General features: G+C 72.0%; 18 protein-coding genes. 1 reads left to right on the top strand and 17 read right to left on the bottom strand.

What is annotated here, in order from left to right; translation table 11 throughout:
* Positions 1-193: 193 nt before the first annotated feature.
* From E1287_RS05010 to pgsA, 17 genes are all read right to left on the bottom strand, one after another.
* Positions 194-718, bottom strand: coding sequence for an adenine phosphoribosyltransferase (locus tag E1287_RS05010; protein ID WP_131963614.1), 525 nt, complete (start codon positions 716-718; stop codon positions 194-196).
* 37 nt (positions 719-755) lie between these two features.
* A complete protein-coding gene (secF, locus tag E1287_RS05005; RefSeq protein WP_131963613.1) occupies positions 756-1,940 on the bottom strand; it encodes a protein translocase subunit SecF in 1,185 nt (394 codons plus the stop codon).
* Between the two features lie 3 nt (positions 1,941-1,943).
* The gene (gene secD, locus E1287_RS05000) at positions 1,944-3,770 is read right to left on the bottom strand and encodes a protein translocase subunit SecD (protein WP_131963612.1); all 1,827 of its coding nucleotides are present in this window, start codon (positions 3,768-3,770) and stop codon (positions 1,944-1,946) included.
* Between the two features lie 42 nt (positions 3,771-3,812).
* Entirely contained in the window at positions 3,813-4,307 is a 495-nt protein-coding gene (gene yajC / locus E1287_RS04995) for a preprotein translocase subunit YajC (RefSeq protein WP_131963611.1), read from the bottom strand.
* 194 nt (positions 4,308-4,501) lie between these two features.
* Positions 4,502-5,557, bottom strand: coding sequence for a Holliday junction branch migration DNA helicase RuvB (ruvB, locus tag E1287_RS04990; protein ID WP_243718633.1), 1,056 nt, complete (start codon positions 5,555-5,557; stop codon positions 4,502-4,504).
* A 71-nt stretch (positions 5,558-5,628) separates the two neighbouring features.
* Positions 5,629-6,234 (bottom strand): Holliday junction branch migration protein RuvA, encoded by a 606-nt coding sequence (gene ruvA / locus E1287_RS04985; RefSeq protein ID WP_131963610.1) that lies wholly within the window; start codon positions 6,232-6,234, stop codon positions 5,629-5,631.
* Entirely contained in the window at positions 6,231-6,836 is a 606-nt protein-coding gene (gene ruvC, locus E1287_RS04980; protein ID WP_131963609.1) for a crossover junction endodeoxyribonuclease RuvC, read from the bottom strand. Before ruvC ends, ruvA begins: the two co-directional genes overlap by 4 nt.
* A 100-nt stretch (positions 6,837-6,936) precedes the next feature.
* A complete protein-coding gene (locus tag E1287_RS04975; protein WP_131963608.1) occupies positions 6,937-8,088 on the bottom strand; it encodes a GNAT family N-acetyltransferase in 1,152 nt (383 codons plus the stop codon).
* A 38-nt stretch (positions 8,089-8,126) separates the two neighbouring features.
* Positions 8,127-8,879: a YebC/PmpR family DNA-binding transcriptional regulator gene (locus E1287_RS04970; RefSeq protein WP_131963607.1), complete on the bottom strand. Its 753-nt coding sequence runs from the start codon at positions 8,877-8,879 to the stop codon at positions 8,127-8,129.
* A 4-nt stretch (positions 8,880-8,883) separates the two neighbouring features.
* Positions 8,884-9,513, bottom strand: a complete 630-nt coding sequence (gene pdxT, locus E1287_RS04965) for a pyridoxal 5'-phosphate synthase glutaminase subunit PdxT (RefSeq protein ID WP_131963606.1) — start codon at positions 9,511-9,513, stop codon at positions 8,884-8,886.
* Between the two features lie 135 nt (positions 9,514-9,648).
* Complete coding sequence (locus tag E1287_RS04960) at positions 9,649-10,263, bottom strand: hypothetical protein (RefSeq protein ID WP_131963605.1); 615 nt, start codon at positions 10,261-10,263, stop codon at positions 9,649-9,651.
* A gap of 104 nt (positions 10,264-10,367) precedes the next feature.
* Positions 10,368-11,291: a pyridoxal 5'-phosphate synthase lyase subunit PdxS gene (pdxS, locus tag E1287_RS04955; RefSeq protein ID WP_131963604.1), complete on the bottom strand. Its 924-nt coding sequence runs from the start codon at positions 11,289-11,291 to the stop codon at positions 10,368-10,370.
* A gap of 113 nt (positions 11,292-11,404) precedes the next feature.
* Positions 11,405-12,445, bottom strand: a complete 1,041-nt coding sequence (locus tag E1287_RS04950) for a DUF3048 domain-containing protein (RefSeq protein WP_131963603.1) — start codon at positions 12,443-12,445, stop codon at positions 11,405-11,407.
* A gap of 179 nt (positions 12,446-12,624) precedes the next feature.
* Positions 12,625-13,161: a hypothetical protein gene (locus E1287_RS04945; RefSeq protein ID WP_131963602.1), complete on the bottom strand. Its 537-nt coding sequence runs from the start codon at positions 13,159-13,161 to the stop codon at positions 12,625-12,627.
* Positions 13,162-13,172: 11 nt separating this feature from the next.
* Positions 13,173-14,354, bottom strand: coding sequence for a glycosyltransferase family 4 protein (locus E1287_RS04940; protein ID WP_131963601.1), 1,182 nt, complete (start codon positions 14,352-14,354; stop codon positions 13,173-13,175).
* 16 nt (positions 14,355-14,370) lie between these two features.
* The gene (locus tag E1287_RS04935) at positions 14,371-15,297 is read right to left on the bottom strand and encodes a phosphatidylinositol mannoside acyltransferase (protein WP_131963600.1); all 927 of its coding nucleotides are present in this window, start codon (positions 15,295-15,297) and stop codon (positions 14,371-14,373) included.
* Positions 15,294-15,980: a phosphatidylinositol phosphate synthase gene (gene pgsA / locus E1287_RS04930; RefSeq protein WP_131963599.1), complete on the bottom strand. Its 687-nt coding sequence runs from the start codon at positions 15,978-15,980 to the stop codon at positions 15,294-15,296. The genes E1287_RS04935 and pgsA overlap by 4 nt, the downstream gene beginning before the upstream one ends.
* A 302-nt stretch (positions 15,981-16,282) precedes the next feature.
* Between pgsA and E1287_RS04925 the strand changes: the two genes are divergently transcribed.
* Entirely contained in the window at positions 16,283-18,448 is a 2,166-nt protein-coding gene (locus tag E1287_RS04925; RefSeq protein WP_131963598.1) for an elongation factor G-like protein EF-G2, read from the top strand.
* Positions 18,449-18,528 lie beyond the last annotated feature (80 nt).

Raw genomic sequence — 18,528 nt, 5'->3', positions numbered from 1 at the left:
CCCGCGGCCGGCGGCACCGGGCGGGCCCCCGCCTCGGAGGGCTCGGCGGCGTCGTTCACCGCGTCGGTCGATACCACCTCACCTGGCACCCAGCCTCCTAGTCCGTGCGGGCGCTGCTCTCTCCGTGCCCCGCGGGATGCGCCCGTCCCCACCGGGCTCTGATGGCGCCAGTGTATCCGGCGCCCATTTCGTACTAGACCGTAACCAGGGAATGAACGTCGAGATTCCGCAGCTTGTCGCGTCCGTGAAGGAACGACAGCTCCAGGAGGACCGACAGACCGACGACGTCTCCCCCGCCCCGGCGGACGAGTTCGGCGGCGGCCGCGGCCGTCCCGCCGGTGGCGAGGACGTCGTCGACGATCAGCACCCGCTCCCCGGGCCGGAGCGCGTCGAGATGGATCTCTATCGTCTCGGTCCCGTACTCGAGATCGTAGGTCTCCTCGTGCGTCCGCGACGGGAGCTTCCCCTTCTTGCGCACCGGGACAAAGCCGGCGCCGAAGTGGTAGGCGACGGGCGCGGCGAGGATGAACCCGCGCGCCTCGATGCCGACGATCTTGTCGATGGTGCCGCGGCCGTAGTGGTTGACGATCGCGTCCACGACGCCGGCGAACGCGACGTGGTCGGCCAGCAGCGGCGTGATGTCCTTGAACACCACTCCCGGCTGCGGGTAGTCGTCCACGTCGCGGATCCGGTCCTGGATCAGCTTGCCGAGATCCACGTTGCTCCCCCGCCCTGACCGAACGCCGCGCTAACGGCTACTTGGCGCCGCCGCCGCGGCGCTGCTGACGGGTGCCGCGCTTGGGCTGCTGCCGCGGCCCCGTCTGCACCACCTTCTTGACGGTGACGGTGCTCCGGAGATCGGGGGCGTCGTCGTCCGGCTCGCCGCTGGACGTTCCGCCGGACGGTTCGTCATCGGGCGCGTCGCCGGGACCGCCGGCCGCGGCCTTCACCTTGGCGGTCTGCTTCTTCGCCTGCCGCTTCGTGCTCTGCTCGCGGCGGGCGATGTTCACGCGGATCTGCCTGTACTTCGGCTCGCGCTCCTTGAACTGGACGAGCAGCGGCGTCGCCACGCAGATCGACGAGTACGTGCCGACGATCATGCCGACGAACAGGGCGAGCGACAGGTCCTTCAGCGTCCCGGCGCCGAACAGCGTGGTGCCGATGAACAGGATCGCGCCGACCGGCAGGATCGCCACCAGGGAGGTGTTCAGGGAGCGGACCAGCGTGCTGCTGAGCGCCTGGTTGGCCGCCTGGCTGTAGGTCGTCTTGGAGGTCGCGGTGAGCGGTTTCGTGACCTCCTTGATCATGTCGAAGACGACGACCGCGTCGTACAGCGAGTAACCGAGGATCGTCAGGAAGCCCAGCAGGGTCGCCGGCGTGACCTCGAACCCGGACCAGGCGTAGATGCCCGCCGTGATGACCAGGTCGTGGATCAGCGCGACGACGGCGGCGACCGCCATCCGCCACTCGAACGCCAGCGACAGATACAGGATGATCAAGATCATGAAGACGATCAGCGCCTGCCACGCCTTCTCCTGGATCTCGCCGCCCCAGGAGGCGCCGACGACCTGCGTGCTGATCTTGTCGGCGGGGATGTTCAGCTCCTGGCTGACGTGCGTCTTGACCTCGGTGACGTGCGTAGAGGTCAGGCTCTCGGTCGTGACACGCCAGTCGCCGCCGGCCTTCTGCACGATCACCTGGTGGACGCCGCCGCCGGAGACGGCGCCGCGGACGTCCTCGATGGAGGAGCCGGGGGCCTTGAACGTGAAGACGGACCCGCCCTTGAACTCGACCCCGAAGTTGAGGCCCTGGACGAGCAGCCCGGCGAGGGACAGCACCAGCAGCAGCCCGGAGATCGCCGCCCAGATCTTCGGGCGGCCCACGATGTCGGCGCTGATCTCGCCCCGGTAGATCCGCGAGGTGACGGCACGCAGTCCCATGGGTCAGGCCTCCTGGCTCGTGCCGGCGGTGGCGGCGGACGGCTTCTGCGCCGCGCGGTGCAGCTTGCGCGGGTCGACGCCGGACAGCGGATGGCCGCGGCCGTAGAACCTCGTCCGCGACAGCAGCGCGACCAGCGGCTTGGTGAAGAAGAACACCACGATGACGTCGATGAGCGTCGTCAGGCCCATCGCGAACGCGAACCCGGCGACGCCGCCGACCGCGAGGAAGTACAGCACCAGCGCGGCGATGAACGTCACGGCGTCGGCGACCAGGATGGTGCGCCGGGCCCGCTTCCAGGCGGTCTCCACCGACGGCCTGAGCTTGCGCCCGGCGCGCAGCTCGTCCCGCAGCCGCTCGAAGTACACGATGAACGAGTCGGCGGTGATGCCGATGGAGACGATCAGGCCGATGATGTGCGGCAGCGAGAGCCGGAAGCCCATCCCCTCACCGAGGATCACGACCGCCAGGTAGGTGATGGCCGAGGCCACGATCAGGCTGGACACCGCGACTAGGCCGAGGCCCCGGTAGTAGAACATGCAGTACAGGACGACGAGGCCGAGCCCGATCGCGCCGGCGATGAGCCCGCCGGTCAGCTGGTCGGAGCCCAGCGTGGACGACACCTCGTCGATGGAGCTCTGCGTGAACTCCAGCGGCAGCGCCCCGTACTTGAGGACGTTCGCGAGGTCGGTGGCGTAGCGCTGGTTGAAGCTGTCGGGCGGCCCGTCGATGCTGGCGGTGCCGCCGGTGATCGCACCCTCCCTGATGCTGGGCGCGGAGACGATCTGGCCGTCCAGGACGATCGCGACCTGCGCCCGCGGGGAGTTCGGGTCCTGCTGGTAGGCGCCGTAGGCGTCGGTGGTGACCTCGCCGAACTGGCGGGCGCCCCTGCCGTCGAAGTCCAGCGAGACCGACCAGCTGGCCTGGCCCTGCTGGGAGTTCGGCGGCATCGCGTTGGCGCCGTCCACGTTCTCGCCGAGCACCCGGACGGGACCGAGGATGTACTTGGCGATCTGGCCGCCCTCGTCGTCCTGGTCGCAGGCGGCGACGAACTTGCGGCTCGGGTCGTTGGAGCCGGGGGCGCGCCGGTCGCCGGTGTAGCAGTCGAGCGCCTCGTACTGCTTGATCACGGCCTGGTCGGTCACGCCGGTGTAGTCCTGCGGGGGCGGCTGCTGGCCGGGCGCGGGCTGCCCCGGCAGCGGCTGGCCGGTCGGCGGGATCAGCGGCGACGTCGGCGACGGCGCCGCGCCGGACGGCGTGGGCGTCGGGGCCGTGAGCGCCCCGGACAGCGCCCTGCCGCGCGGCGTGGCCGACGCGGACGCCGACGGCTTGGCGCTGGCGGACGGCGAAGCGGACGGCGACGGGCTCTTGTCGTCCTTCTTCTTGCCGTCGTCCTTGGCCTTACCGGACGGGCTCGCGGACGGCGCCGGCGCGGCGCCCGTGGACGGCTTGCCGTCGGCGACGGCGAACACCTGGCGGAACTGCAGCTTCGCCGTCGTGCCGATCAGGCTGACGACGCGGCTCTGCCCCTCCCCGGGCACGTTCACCACGATGTTGTTGCTGCCCTGCTTGGCGACCTCCGCGTCGGACACACCGAGGCCGTTGACCCGCTGGGTCATGATCTTGACGGCCTGGTCCATCTGCTGCGCGGGCGGGTTCTTGCCGGACGACGTCTTGGCGGTGAGCGTCACCGTCGTGCCGCCGGCGAGGTCCAGCCCCAGCTTGGGCGTCGTCTGGCCCTGCCAGACGGCGACGCCGGAGAGGATCACCAGGATCGCGAAGAGCGCGAGAAGCGTGCGCCCGGGCTTGGGAGCGGTACTGGGCGGAGCCACTGGTCGTCTTACTTCCCGTCTAGTGTCGGCACCGGAGGAGGGTCAGGCGGACGGCTTGTCCGACGCCTTGACCTTGGCCCTCCCCTTGGGCTTGGACTCCTCGGCCTCGTCCGCCTCGTCCGCCCCGCCGGCCTCCGCGTCCTCGACGTCGTCGTCCTTGGAGAGGTCGACGCGGTCGCCGTCCTCGTCCCCGTCCGCCTCGGCGGGCTCGTCCTGCTCGTCGTCGAGGTCCTCGGGCTCGTCGTCCTTGAGGACCTGCATGACGGCCGCCTTGACGAAGCGCACCTCGACCCCGTCGGCGATCTCCAGCACGATGCCGTCGTCGTCGACCTCGACGACGGTCGCGCGCATGCCGCTGGTGGTCAGCACGCGGGCGCCTGGCTCCATGGCGTTCTGCATCTCCATCTGCTGCTTGCGGCGCCGGCTCTGCGGGCGGATCAGCAGGAAGTAGAAGACCAGGGGAACTGCGAGGAGCAGGAGCAGGTTGAAGGCCCCGCTACCGCCCGATTCCGCCGCGAGAATAATGTCGCTGCCCATTACAGGGGCGTCCTTCCGATGTCGTTAGCCCAGCCTTGTGACCGGAGCCTTGTGACCGGACCGGTCACATCTACGGGACCGCCGGCTGGAGAACGGTCAACCAAGTCCCGGAGTCTAGAGAGTACGCCAGACCCCGGCAACGACGCGACGACCGACGAAGCCGGGAAGTTCCCAACCCGTTACCCGAATGATCACTATTCGGGCCGATCGGCCGTCTCGTCCCGGTCCTCGTCCATATCGAACAGCGTCCCGGCCAGCGGCGCCGTCGGAGGCGGGGTCAGCCCGAGATGCGCCCATGCGGCGCCCGTGGCGACCCGTCCGCGCGGCGTCCTGGCCAGCAGGCCCTGCCGGACGAGGAACGGCTCGGCGACCACTTCCACGGTCTCCGGCTCCTCCCCGACCGCCACGGCCAGCGTCGACAGGCCGACCGGACCGCCGCCGAACTTGCGCAGCAGCGACCCGAGCACCGCCCGGTCGAGCCGGTCCAGGCCCCGTTCGTCCACCTCGTACAACGCCAGCGCGGCCTGGGCCGATTCCCTGGAGACCGTCCCGTCGCCGCGGACCTCCGCGTAGTCGCGGACGCGGCGCAGCAGCCGGTTGGCGATGCGGGGGGTGCCGCGGGAGCGCCCGGCGACCTCGGCGGCGCCGTCGTCGCTGATCTCCACGTCCAGCAGCCGCGCCGACCGCCGGACGATGATCTCCAGCTCGGCGGGCTCGTAGAAGTCCATGTGCGCGACGAACCCGAACCGGTCGCGCAGCGGCCCGGGCAGCATCCCCGCGCGGGTGGTGGCGCCGACCAGCGTGAACGGCGCGATGTCCAGGGGGATCGCGGTGGCGCCGGGGCCCTTGCCGACGACGACGTCGACGCGGAAGTCCTCCATCGCCATGTAGAGCATCTCCTCGGCGGGGCGCGCCAGGCGGTGGATCTCGTCCAGGAACAGCACCTCGCCCTCGGCGAGCGTCGACAGCACCGCCGCGAGGTCCCCGGCGCGCTCGATCGCGGGCCCGGACGAGATCCGCAGCGGCTGCCCCAGCTCCGCCGCGATGATCATGGCGAGGGTGGTCTTGCCGAGGCCGGGGCCGCCGGACAGCAGCACGTGGTCGGGCGTCCGGCCACGCCGCAGGGCGCTGTGCAGCACGAGCGAGAGCTGCTCGCGGACGCGTTCCTGCCCGATGAAGTCGTCGAGCTTCTTGGGCCGGAGCGCGGCCTCGATCACCTGCTCCTCGGGCCCGCCCGCGTCCGCCGCCACCAGCCGCTCAGGCTCACTCCCTGTTCCCTGTGGGAGGCGACCCCCCACACCCCCCGGTTCGCTGCCGCTCATCATTTGCTGAGCTTCTTCAAAGCGGACTTCAAAAGGGTCGCGACGGGCGGCGTCTCGGCGCCGTCGAGGTCGGCGGCGACGGCGCTGACGGCGGCGTCGGCGTCCTTGGCGGACCAGCCGAGGTTGATCAGGCCCATCTGGACCTGCTCGCGCCACGGCTCCGCGCGGGAAGGCGCGCGGACGTCGGCGGCGCCGTCGCCGACCGGGCCGCCGAGGCGGTCCCGCAGTTCCAGGACGATGCGCTGGGCGCCCTTCTTGCCGATGCCGGGCACCTGGGTGAGGGCGGTCACGTCCTCGGTGGCCATGGCGCGGCGCAGCGCGTTCGGGGTGTGCACGGCGAGCATCGCCAGCGCGAGGCGCGGGCCGACGCCGCTGGCCGTCTGCAGGAGCTCGAAGACGGATCGCTCGTCGTCGTCGGCGAAGCCGAACAGGGTGAGAGAGTCCTCGCGGACGACCAGCGACGTCGGCACCTTCGCCTGCTCGCCGACCCGCAGCCCCGCGAGCGTGGCGGGGGTGCACTGCACCGACAGGCCGACGCCGTGCACGTCGATCACCGCCCCGTCGGGCCCGGCGGCGGCCACCTTGCCGCTGACGAAGGCGATCATTCGCTGGTTCCTCCTCTGGTCCGGGCGGCGGCGGTCCGGGACGCGGCGGTGCGGGCGGCGAGGCGTTCCCGCTCGGCCCGCGCCGCCTCCTCGATCCGCGACCGCTGGGCATGGGCGCGGCGCTTTTGGGCGCCGCCGCGCCACACGTGGCAGATGGCGAGCGCGAGGGCGTCCGCCGCGTCCGCGGGCTTCGGCGGCGCGTCCAGGGACAGCAGCCGGGTCACCATCCTGGTCACCTGGGCCTTGTCGGCGCGGCCGTTCCCGGTGACGGCGGCCTTGGCCTCGCTCGGGGTGTGCAGCGCGACGGGCAGCCCGCGGCGGGCCGCCACCAGGAGCGCGACCCCGGCGGCCTGCGCGGTGCCCATCACGGTGCGGACGTTGTGCTGGGAGAACACGCGCTCGACGGCGACGGCGTCGGGGCTCAGCTCGTCCATGAGCGCCTCGATGCCCGTCTCGATGCCCAGCAGGCGCAAGGCGATGTCGTCGTCGGGGGCGGTCCGCACGACGGACACGTGCACCAGATGGAGCCGCTTGCCCGGGTCGCCCTCGACGACCCCCACCCCGCACCGGGTGAGCCCGGGGTCCACCCCCATCACCCGCACGGCCACTCCTTCGATCATCTGTTCGGCCGAACACGCTACCAAGTCAGCATGCACCGTTCACGTGCGCCCAGGGTGTGTCCTTTAGAAGCAGGGCGTGTCCCTAGAAGTAGTCAAGGGTGAAAGGCGTGGCGGCGAAGGCGGGTGACAGGGCGTCCGCGTCACCGCCCTGGAGCAGGCCGGTGCGGCGGAGCGTGGCGACCGGGACGCCCGCGTAGAGCGCCGCCAGGCCGCGGGGGCCGAGCCGGACGGCGCCGGCGTTCTCGGCGGTGCGCTCCAGGCGCCCCTCGCCGTCCTTGATCTCCAGCCGCCAGTGGCCCGAGTTCGCGGGAAGCTGCGGATCCTCGATGAGGAGGGACGCCCCCGCCGTCACTCCGGACGGGTAGCCGCGCGCCTCGATCGCGGCGGGCGCGTCCACCAGCCGCAGCATCCACTGGCTGCGGTGGACGTACTCGGTCTCGCGCTCCCGGAGCAGCCACAGCACCGGGTCGTAGGGCGCGACGCACGCCCGGACGGTCTCGGCGGTGGACGAGCCCGACCCGACGAGCGCCCACAGCGCCCGCAGGGTCCGCTCCGACGACGCCACGAGCCGGAGCACCTCCAGGCCGGTGGCGGACTCATTCCAGTGGTAGGCCAGGAACCCGTCCTCGGCCAGGTAGCAGAAGTGCTCGTCGGTTTCGAGCATCGAGCGCCACATCGGCTCGTCCCACCCGACGGGCCCGCAGTCCCGCGCGGCGCGGTGGGCGCGGCCGATCACGGCGGCGACCTCGGCGGCGTCGTCAGGGCCGGCCCTCCGGAGGGAGACGCGGTCGGCGGCGACCGTGCGCAGCGCCTCGGTGGGGATCTCGACGTGGTGCTCCGCGCCCGCGTGCTCCCAGCCGACCGAGCGGTAGAGGGTCGTGGTGGCGGGATACAGCACGGCCAGCGGATGGCCGAAGCCGGCGGCCCGCTCCAGCAGGCCGGTCATCAGCTCGCGCCCGATCCCCCGGCCGCGCTGCTCGGGCGCGACCGTGATCGCGCTGACGCCCGCCAGGGACACGGCGCGGCCGTGCCACCACTGCGTCATGTCGTACAGCGTGCCGGTGGCGATGATCTCGCCGCCGTCGAACCCGGCGAAGTTCCGTCCGGCCTCCAGCGTCGGCCGGGCGCGCCGGACGCGCTGCCGCCACGCCTCGTCCGGCACCGGCCCGAAGGCACGGGCCCGGATGTCGCGGACGCCGTCGAACTCGTCCGGCCTGAGCGCGCGGATCTCCATGATCCCGACCGTATGCCCTCCCGCTGACAACGAGGCGGCTAGTCCAGTGTGGCGAGCACCTCGTCGCTGACGTCGAAGTTGGCGTAGACGTCCTGGACGTCGTCGGAGTCCTCGAGCGCGTCGAGGAGGCGGAAGACCTTCTTGGCGTTGTCCTCGTCGAGGGGGACGGTCACGCTCGGCAGGAACTTGCTCTCCGCCGACTCGTAGTCGATCCCGGCGTCCACCAGGGCGGTGCGGACCGCGACCAGGTCGCCGGCCTCGCTGACGACCTCGAAGTTCTCCTCGTCGAGCTCGTTGACCTCCTCGGCGCCCGCGTCCAGGACGGCCATCATCACGTCGTCCTCGCTGGTGCCGGTCTTGGGGACGATCACGACGCCCTTGCGGTTGAACATGTAGGAGACCGAGCCCGGGTCGGCGAGGGAGCCGCCGTTGCGGGTGAGCGCGACGCGGACCTCGGAGGCGGCCCGGTTGCGGTTGTCGGTCAGGCACTCGATCAGGATGGCCACGCCGCCGGGCGCGTATCCCTCGTAGGTGATGTTCTGCCAGTCGGCGCCGCCGGCCTCCTCGCCGGCGCCGCGCTTGCGGGCGCGCTCGATGTTGTCGTTGGGGACCGAGTTCTTCTTCGCCTTGTAGATGGCGTCGTAGAGGGTCGGGTTGGCGTCGGGATCGCCGCCGCCGGTCCGGGCCGCCACCTCGATGTTCTTGATGAGCTTGGCGAAGAGCTTGCCCCGCTTGGCGTCGAGGGCCGCCTTCTTGTGCTTGGTCGTCGCCCATTTGGAATGGCCGGACATTCTGTCATTCCTCCTCTGTCGTCCGGCGCACCAGATCGGCGAAGTAGTGGTGCACGCGGAAATCGCCTGTCAACTCCGGGTGGAACGCGGTCGCCACGAGGCGCCCCTGGCGGACGGCGACGATCCTACCGGCGTTCGGGCCCCCCTCCGGCACATGCGCTGTGCGTCCGAGCACTTCGACGGCGTCCCCGACGGACTCCACCCAGGGGGCGCGGATGAAAACGGCGTGGTACGGCGTGTCCCCCATACCGGTCAGCACGACGTCGGATTCGAACGAGTCGACCTGGCGGCCGAAGGCGTTGCGGCGCACGGTCATGTCGATCCCGCCGACGGTCTCCTGGCCGGCGGCGCCGTCCCGGATCCGGTCCGCCAGCATGATCATCCCGGCGCAGGAGCCGTACGCGGGCATCCCGGCCTCGATCCGCTTGCGCAGCGGTTCCAGCAGGTCGAACGAGCGCGCCAGCCGCCACATCGTGGTGGACTCCCCGCCGGGCAGGACGAGCCCGTCCACCTCCTCCAGCTCCTCGCGGCGGCGCACGGTGAGGGTACGCGCCCCGGACGCCTCCAGCGCACGGGCGTGCTCGCGCACGTCGCCTTGCAGGGCGAGGACACCGATCGTCGGCACAGCAGTCACGAAGAACCTTCCGGGGGGTCGGCCAACCTTTGGACGTTCCGTACAACGCCGTACGACCTGGCGCGTCTTCCCCAGGCCCCGGCGCGTCCTCCCGGGGTCCGGCGCGGGTCGTCCCAGGAACGAACGGCGGGCCGGTCAGGCGTGTTTGAAGCGGCGGAGCGGGAGCTCCAGCGGCAGGAAGCCGTCCTTGCCGCGGTCGGCGATGCCGCGGCCGAACATGTGGGCCTCGGCGAGCGCCAGCCCGAACTCCTCGGGGTCGAACGGCAGCGGCACGTCGGGCGCGCCCCCGTCGATGGCCCGCCAGAACGGGCGCTCGGCGGGGAGCCGCTCGCCCTGGTCGACGACGACGCCGTCCTCGGCGGTGACGAACACGTCGCGGCGCAGGTCGCCGTACTCGTACCAGCGGAACCAGCAGCCGCGGATCACCGTGTGCAGGACGAGGACCCCGCAGCAGGAGTCGGGCAGCGCGGCGGCGGCGGTGTCGGCGATCCGGCGGGCGTCGTCGTCCAGGCAGAACAGCCGCCGGTCGCACAGCAGCAGCGCCCGCTCGAACGCCCCGACGAACAGCTCGTCCTCGTACGGCCAGAGCGCGAAGTCGAGGACGGTGTCACCGGTCTCCATGAGGGTGTCCGCCGGGTAGAGGCCGCGGGCGATCTCCGCGGCGGCGTCCGGATCGGGCACGAGGCCCGGCCGGAACACCTCGGCGGGCTCACCCGCGCTCGCGCACGCCAGCGCGACCGACCAAGCCATGCTCTCCCCTCCCGCGGCCGGGCACCGCCCAGGGATCTCTCCCTCACCGGCCGCGCCGCCAGCGTAAACCCTGTAAGGGCGCGCTGTGGAGTGGGGGCGCCCGTTTACCAGCCGCGGCCCGCGAACTTCTGGTCCTCGCCGAGGGAGGCGGCGCTGATGCCGACCATGGCCTCGCCGAGCCCGCGCGACACCTTGGCGATGACGCCGGGGTCGTCGTGGAAGGTGGTGGCCTTCACGATCGCCTCGGCGCGCTGGGCCGGGTTGCCGGACTTGAAGATCCCGGAGCCGACGAAGACGCCCTCGGCGCCGAGCTGCATCATCATGGCCGCGTCGGCGGGGGTGGCGATGCCGCCGGCGGTGAACAGCACGACGGGCAGCTTCCCGGCCTCCGCGACCTCCTTGACCAGCTCGTAGGGGGCCTGGAGCTCCTTGGCGGCGACGAACAGCTCGTCCTCGGGGAGGTTCTGCAGGCGCCGGATCTCCTGCCGGATCTTGCGCATGTGGGTGGTGGCGTTGGAGACGTCGCCGGTGCCGGCCTCGCCCTTGGAGCGGATCATCGCCGCGCCCTCGGTGATGCGGCGCAGCGCCTCGCCGAGGTTGGTGGCGCCGCAGACGAACGGGACGGTGAACGCCCACTTGTCGATGTGGTTGTCGTAGTCGGCGGGCGTGAGCACCTCGGACTCGTCGACGTAGTCGACGCCGAGCGCCTGCAGCACCTGGGCCTCCACGAAGTGGCCGATGCGGGCCTTGGCCATCACCGGGACGGACACCGCGGAGATGATCCCGTCGATCATGTCGGGATCGCTCATCCGGGAGATGCCGCCCTCGGCGCGGATGTCGGCGGGGACCCGCTCCAGGGCCATGACGGCGACCGCGCCCGCGTCTTCGGCGATCTTCGCCTGCTCGGGCGTGACGACGTCCATGATCACGCCGCCCTTGAGCATCTCCGCCATACCGCGCTTGACGCGGGCGGTCCCGGTCTCAGGCGCGGCGTTCTCAGGGACGGGAGTGGAAGTGGACACGGGCATTCCTCACGTGACGGGCGATAAGTCACCTTCAATGATATTCCCTGCTCGGACGAGTCCCGGACCCGGCAGAGTGTCAGCGCCTCCTGCGCGTTCACTTACGGGGTGTAGGGCGCCTACGGGGTGTAGGGCTTGCCGTCGTTGACGAGCACGACCCAGACCTGTCCGGGCGCGAAGTTCATCGGCTCGCCGGCCTCGGTGGTGAACGTGGTGCCCTTGTCCTCGGACGTCCGGGACCACTTGGACTTGTAGGCCTTCCCGTCGCGCAGGACGACCGCCCGCCCGGTGCCGGTGGTGTCGATCAGCGGGGTGTAGCTGCCCAGGAAGTCGTGGAACTTCGACCGGGTGGTCTTGGCGTACTGGACGACGATCGTCTTCCCGCCTAGCCGTCCGCCCTCGGCGGCGCGGCTCGGGCTGCCGCCCCAGCTGGCGAGCCACCGCTTGTGCTTGGCGGACCAGGTGAACCCCATCTTCGCGGCCGGCCACCTGGCGGTGAACGACGTGACCGGCTTGCCGCCCGCGGCGGGCGCGTCCCCGAAGCGGAAGCCGACGTCCTGCGGCGGCGTGGCCTTCGGCGCCCGCTTGAGCAGGGCCTTCGGATCGGCGTACAGGTTGTACGGTGCGGGCTTGCCGCCGAACCGGTAGTAGGCGCCGCCCGCCTTCTCCTGGGAGACCTCGTACGCGGGCGACTTGCGGACGTACTTCTTCATCTTGCTCTGGACGCCGGAGAACGCGAAGGCGGGCCGGCCGAACTGGGGCAGGATGTGCAGGTCGGAGATGCGGGCGCTGCGGACGGGCCCGACGCGCTTGGGCAGCCGGGAGGAGTACACCGCCATCAGCCGCGTCTCGCCGCCCTCGACCTGCTCGACGTACACGATGTCGGCGGCCGACACCCCGCTCTGCGGGAACGCGGGCCGGGTGTTCTCGATCTTGACGGCGAGGACGGGGTCGGTCACGCCCTTCGTGCCGCCGGTGAACGGGTGCGTCGCTGGTGCGGGCGTCCCGGACTCCGCCGGTCCGCCGGTGCTGCGCGGCGGCGGCGCCGACGCTGGGTCGCCGGAGTCAGAGCAGGCCGGCAGGACGGCCCCCGCGACGGCGAGGACGCCGAGCCACGCCGCCGTCCGGCGCCGGCCGGTGGTGCCCCAAACGGATCGCACGATGTGCCCCTCCCTTGGACGGTCTGCCAGAGGGTAGCGAACACGCCCGGGTGCGCCCGCCCCCCGGCAGCGGTACGGTTCGGCAGGCCGGGACCGCTCAATCGGAACGCTCGGATCGGTAGGCGGGCCCCCTCAACTGCCAGGCGGGTCGCCGCCTCAAATGCCGGGCGGGGGGCGTCTCAGATGCCGGGCGGGTCGTCGTCGATCTCGAAGAAGTCCGGGAGCGGGGCGCGGCCGGCGAGCGGCAGGATCCGGATGAGGGGCTTGCGGCGCGCGATTCTGGCCTGGGCGACGGCGTCGTTGTAGAAGCGGCGCGCGTAGGCGACCTTCGCGGCGGACGAGGACAGCTCGTCCAGCACGGCCTCGCCGGCGCCGCGGGCGGTGAGGGTCCCGACGAACTCGGGCTGGTCGACGACGGCGCGCAGCGCCCGCGACAGGTCGCTCTCGGCGAACTCGCGGTTGTCGGCGTCGGCCGTGCGCGCCTCGTGCGCGGCGGTGGCCAGCACGAGGCTCGCGGCCGGGTCGAGCAGCCGGGACGCGGCCAGTTCGAGCGCGGCGGCGGCCCGCCTGACCAGCGCGGCGTCCAGCGCGGCGCGGGCGGTCTCGACGCGGACGTGCAGCCGGTCGAGCCGCGTGGCGCGCCACGACACGTACACCGCGATCAGGAACGCGACCGCGATCCAGAACAGGACGTCGATGATCCAGTCGTAGGACATCAGCGCTCCGCCTACGCGCCGAGGCCGGACTCGACGACGCCCGCGCCGGCGTCGGTGACCGTCTCGTACACCCTGAGCACGTCGCGGGCCACGGACGACCAGTCGTAGGCGCGCACGGCCGCGCGCGCCTCCGCCGACAGCTGCTTGCGCCGGGCCGGGTCGTCGAGGAGCTCGCCGGCGGCGGCCGCGAGGGCCTTGTGGTCGCCCGCCGGGAACAGCGCCCCGGCGCGCCCGCCGAGCAGCACCCGGTCGAACGCCTCGATGTCACTGGCCAGGATCGGCGCGCCCGCCGACATGGCCTCCACGAGGACGATGCCGAAACTCTCGCCGCCGAGGTTCGGCGCGACGAACACGTCCACCGAATGGTAGGCGCGGACCTTGTCCGCCTCGCTGACCAGGCCGAGGAGGACGACCCGGTCGCGCAGGTCCGGCGAGACGCGGGCGGCCACGTCGTCGGCGTCGCCGGGCCCGGCGAGCAGCAGCCGCAGGCCCGGGCGGCGCCGTCCGAGGATCTCGAAGGCGCGCAGCAGCACGTCCAGCCCCTTGCGCGGCTCGTCCATGCGGCCGAGGAAGCCGAGCGCGCCGCCGTCGCCGTCGCCGGGACCGCGCGGCGCGGCTCCGGCGGACGGGACGCGGCCGGGCCAGCCGGGCAGCGGGTCCGCCATCGCGTACCGCTCGGTCGCGACGCCGTTCGGGATCAGCACGGCGTCGCCGCCGAGATGGTCGACGAGGCTGGTGCGGGCGGCCTCGGACACGGCGATCCGGCCGGTGATCTTCTCCAGGGCGCTGCCCAGGATCGGCGACATGACCGACAGCGCCCGCGACTTCACGAACGAGGCGTGGAAGGTACCGACGATCGGGCCGTCCGCCGACCAGCAGGCGAGCAGGCCCAGGGACGGCGCCGCGGGCTCGTGGACGTGCAGGACGTCGAAGCCGCCCTCGTTGATCCAGCGCCGGACGCGTCCCGCCGACAGGAACCCGAACGCCAGCCGGGCCACCGATCCGTTGTAGGGGACGGGGACCGCGCGCCCGGCCGACACCGCGTACGGCGGCAGGCGCGCGTCGTCGTCCGCGGGCGTGATCACCGACACCTCGTGGCCGAGCGCGATCAGCGCCTCGGCGAGGTCGCCGATGTGCTGCTGGACGCCGCCCGGCACGTTCCACGTGTACGGGCAGACAATGCCGACTTTCATAGCGCGCCGACTCTCATCAAGCCCCGTCCGCCAGGTCTTCCACCCAGACCTTCTGCAGCATGTGCCAGTCTTCCGGGTGGGCGGCGATGCCCGCCTCGAAGACCCCCGCGAGCTCCTGGGTCATGGCCTGGATCTTCTCCTGTCTGCCGCCCTCGTCGGGCACCCGGATCTCCTCGTGGACGCGCGCCGCCCAGTACTCGCCCTCATACCAGAGTGTCACGGGAATGAGCGCGGCGCCGGTCTGGAGCGCGAGCGCCGCCGGGACGGCGGGCATCCGGGCGGTGGCGCCGAAGAACCGCACGTCGATGCCGCTCTCGGTCAGGTCGCGGTCGACGACCAGGCACACCGGCCTGCCCGCGCGGAGCCGCTGGGCCATCCGGCCGTAGGCGGACGCGCCCCGGTGCGCGAGGACCTCCATGCCGAGCCCCTCCCGGAACTCGACGAACCGGTCGAACAGCGACTCGGGCCTGAGCCGCTCCGCGACGGTGGTGAAGGGGTACCCGCAGTGCACCAGCCACGCGCCGGCGTGCTCGTAGTTGCCCATGTGCGGCAGGGCGAGGATGACGCCGCGGCCGGAGTCGAGGCTGGTGAAGATCTTCTTCTCGCCGGTGACCCGCATCCGGCCGAGGATCCGCGCCCGGTCGTACTCGGGCAGCCGGAACACCTCCAGCCAGTAGCGGAAATAGGACCGCAGCACCTTCTTGCTGAGGACGCGGACCTCGTCGTCGACGGCGTCCTTGCCGAGGACGCGGCACAGGTTCTTCTCCAGCTGGCGGACGCCCGCGCCGTGGCGGTGCCAGGTGCGGTCGGCGAGCGCGGCGAACGCGAGCCGGGCCGCGCGTTCGGGCATCTTCCGGACGACCGTCCAGCCGAACGCGTAGGCGGCGTCGGTCACCTCGTCCCGCAGCACCGCGGCGCGTTCCCGCGGGCGGGCGGCGGTCACGGTCTCGGCTCCGCCGCGGAGCCCCTCGCCTGAGCCGCGTCACCGGACTCGGCGTCGCTGGGCCCGCCGGCGTCGCCGGCCTCGGCGGCGGCCTTCGCCTGGACGTGGACCGTCGCGAACCGCTGCCCGATCGTGATCGTGCTCAGCCCGGCGAGCGCCCACAGCGCGACCGCGAGGATGAACGGCACGCCGAGCCCGTCGAACCCGGCGGCGACCAGCGCGACGATGAGGCGCTCGGCCCGCTCGGCGATGCCGACGTTGCAGGTGTAGCCGAGCCCCTCGGCCCGGGCCTTGGCGTACGACACCACCGCCCCGGCGACCAGGCAGTACAGCGCGACCCAGGCGAGCGTCTCCTGCCCGTCCCGGTACAGCCCGATCATCAGCCCGGAGAAGATCGCGGCGTCGGCGACCCGGTCCATCGTGGAGTCCAGGAACGCGCCGAACTTGGAGATCTTGCCGGTGACGCGGGCGACGGCGCCGTCCAGCATGTCGAACAGCACGAACGCGGTGATGACCATCGTGCCCCAGAAGAACTCGCCGCGCGGGAACAGCACGAGCGCGCCGGCGGCGACGCCCAGCGTCCCGACGACGGTGATCGCGTTCGGCGACGGCCCGATCCGCGCGACCGCGTGTCCGACGGGCGTGAGGGCGCGTTCCAGTCCGGGCCTGATCTTGTTGAGCATCGCCGTCCGTTCTGCTGGTCTCGGGGCGCCAATCGTAGTGCGGCCGGCACGCACCGGTGGTCAGGGCCGGGTTTGCGGCCGCCGCGCCGCGGACAGATCACGGTTGATTGTCCTTCACCCCTTGTGGTCCCGCTCGCCACGGGAAAAGGTGGTGGTACGGGTGTGACGTCGGTCACGCACGTTGGACGAGGTCGGACGCCGCACTCGGACGTCAGGGCCGGACCGCCGCGAGGTCCGGGCCCAACCGCACGCGGGCCCCGCACGTGCGCGACACGCGCGGAGACCCCTCCGAGGAGGTAGTCATGGCGGACAAGGGAGGCCACCCGGGAGCCCCCGGCAGGGCACCGGAGGCCGGCGGGTGCGACAAGGTGCGCAATGTCGCGCTGGTCGGCCATTCCGGGGCCGGGAAGACGACGCTGGTGGAGGCGCTGCTCGCCGCCACGGGCACGCTGCAGCGGGCGGGGAAGGTCGAGGACGGCACCACCGTCAGCGACTACGACGAGGTCGAGGTGCGCCAGCAGCGCTCGGTGAACCTCGCGCTCGCCCCGTTCGAGCACGGCGGCGTCAAGATCAATCTCATCGACACCCCGGGCTACGCCGACTTCGTCGGCGACCTGCGGGCCGGGCTGCGCGCCGCCGACGCGGCGCTGTTCGTGATCTCGGCGGTGGACGGCATCGACGGCCTCAGCCGGATGCTGTGGGAGGAGTGCGCCGCCGTCGGGATGCCCCGCGCGGTCGTCGTCACCAAGGTCGACCAGCAGCGCGGCGACTTCGACGACGTGGTCATGACCTGCCAGGACGTCTTCGGCGAGGGCGTAGCGCCGCTGTACTTCCCGGTCAGCGACGGGGACGGGCTGAAGGGCCTCATCGGGCTCCTGACCCAGCGGTGCCTCGACTACTCCACCGGGCAGCGCACCGAGTGCGACCCCGACCCGGAGTACCTGGACCAGATCGCCGAGCAGCGCGCGACGCTGATCGAGGGGATCATCCAGGAGAGCGAGGACGAGTCCCTCATGGACAGGTACCTGTCCGGCGAGGACCTCGACGTCAAGGCGCTCATCGAGGACCTGGAGACCGCGGTGGCGCGCGGCAGCTTCTACCCCGTCCTCGCGACGTCGGTGCCGCACGGCGACCACCCCGGCCCGGTCGTCGGCATGCAGGAGCTCCTGGAGATCATCACGCAGGCGTTCCCGTCCCCGCTCGAGCACGGCATCCCCTCCGTGACCCCGGTGAAGGGCGGGCCGCCGAAGGAGGTGGCCTGCGACCCGGACGGGCCGCTGATCGCCGAGGTGATCAAGACCACGTCCGACCCGTACGTCGGGCGGATCTCGCTGGTCCGGGTGTTCTCCGGGACGCTGCGCCCCGACACGACCGTGCACGTGTCCGGGCACGGCATGGAGGACCGCGGCCACGAGGACCACGACGTCGACGAGCGCGTCGGCGCGCTCACGTCCCCGCTCGGCAAGGCGCAGCGGACGGTCTCGTCCTGCATCGCGGGCGACATCTGCGCGGTCGCGAAGCTCACCCGCGCCGAGTCCGGCGACACCCTCTCCGATCCCGGCTCCCCGATGGTGATGGCCCCCTGGACGATGCCCGACCCGCTGCTGCCGGTGGCGATCCGGGCGAAGTCCAAGGCCGACGAGGACAAGCTCAGCCAGGCGCTCGGCCGGCTCGTCGCCGAGGACCCCACGCTGCGGCTGGAGAACAATTCCGAGACGCGGCAGCTCGTGCTGTGGTGCATGGGCGAGGCCCACGCCGACGTGCTGATCGACCGGCTCAAGACGCGCTACGGCGTCGAGGTCGAGCGGGTCGGGCTGCGCGTCCCGCTGCGGGAGACGTTCGGCGGGTCCGCCAAGGGCCTCGGCCGGCACGTCAAGCAGAGCGGCGGGCACGGCCAGTACGGCATCTGCCACATCGACGTGGAGCCGCTGCCGTCCGGCGAGGGCTTCGAGTTCGTCGACAAGATAGTCGGCGGGGTGATCCCCCGGCAGTTCATCCCGTCGGTCGAGAAGGGCGTCCGGCAGCAGATGACGCGCGGGGTGTCCGCGGGGTATCCGCTGGTGGACATCAAGGTCACCCTGCACGACGGCAAGGCCCACTCGGTCGACTCGTCCGACATGGCGTTCCAGGCCGCCGGGGCGCTCGGGCTGAAGGACGCGGCGAGCCAGGTGCCGATCCTGCTCCTGGAGCCGGTCGACGAGGTGGACGTGCTCATCGCCGACGAGTACGTGGGCCCGATCATGTCCGATCTGTCGTCGCGGCGCGGCCGGGTGCTCGGCTCCCAGGCGGTGCCCGGCGGCCGCACGATGATCAAGGCGGAGGTGCCGCAGCTGGAGATCGTCCGGTACGCGATCGACCTGCGGTCGATGTCGCAGGGCACCGGCACGTTCAGCCGGAAGTTCCTGCGCTACGAGCCGCTCCCGTCGCATCTGGCGGAGAAGGTCGCCGAGGAGTCCAAGGACGGCTGACAGCGGGGCGCGGGGAGGGGCGGCCCGGCTCGGACGGGCCGCCCCTCCTCCGCGTCCGGCCGGGAGTTCATCCTTTCGTC

It is taken from the genome of Actinomadura sp. KC06, from assembly GCF_004348735.1.
In the GTDB taxonomy this organism is placed as follows: Bacteria; Actinomycetota; Actinomycetes; order Streptosporangiales; family Streptosporangiaceae; genus Spirillospora.
This window is presented reverse-complemented; position numbering and strand designations above follow the sequence as displayed.

What these genes read in the sequence shown, in the direction of transcription:
- secF (WP_131963613.1), bottom strand. Translation starts at nt 1,940, where the DNA reads ATGGGACTGCGTGCCGTCACCTCGCGGATCTACCGGGGCGAGATCAGC.
- yajC (WP_131963611.1), bottom strand. Translation starts at nt 4,307, where the DNA reads ATGGGCAGCGACATTATTCTCGCGGCGGAATCGGGCGGTAGCGGGGCC.
- ruvA (WP_131963610.1), bottom strand. Translation starts at nt 6,234, where the DNA reads ATGATCGCCTTCGTCAGCGGCAAGGTGGCCGCCGCCGGGCCCGACGGG.
- E1287_RS04975 (WP_131963608.1), bottom strand. Translation starts at nt 8,088, where the DNA reads ATGGAGATCCGCGCGCTCAGGCCGGACGAGTTCGACGGCGTCCGCGAC.
- E1287_RS04970 (WP_131963607.1), bottom strand. Translation starts at nt 8,879, where the DNA reads ATGTCCGGCCATTCCAAATGGGCGACGACCAAGCACAAGAAGGCGGCC.
- E1287_RS04960 (WP_131963605.1), bottom strand. Translation starts at nt 10,263, where the DNA reads ATGGCTTGGTCGGTCGCGCTGGCGTGCGCGAGCGCGGGTGAGCCCGCC.
- pdxS (WP_131963604.1), bottom strand. Translation starts at nt 11,291, where the DNA reads ATGCCCGTGTCCACTTCCACTCCCGTCCCTGAGAACGCCGCGCCTGAG.
- E1287_RS04945 (WP_131963602.1), bottom strand. Translation starts at nt 13,161, where the DNA reads ATGTCCTACGACTGGATCATCGACGTCCTGTTCTGGATCGCGGTCGCG.
- E1287_RS04940 (WP_131963601.1), bottom strand. Translation starts at nt 14,354, where the DNA reads ATGAAAGTCGGCATTGTCTGCCCGTACACGTGGAACGTGCCGGGCGGC.
- pgsA (WP_131963599.1), bottom strand. Translation starts at nt 15,980, where the DNA reads ATGCTCAACAAGATCAGGCCCGGACTGGAACGCGCCCTCACGCCCGTC.
- E1287_RS04925 (WP_131963598.1), top strand. Translation starts at nt 16,283, where the DNA reads ATGGCGGACAAGGGAGGCCACCCGGGAGCCCCCGGCAGGGCACCGGAG.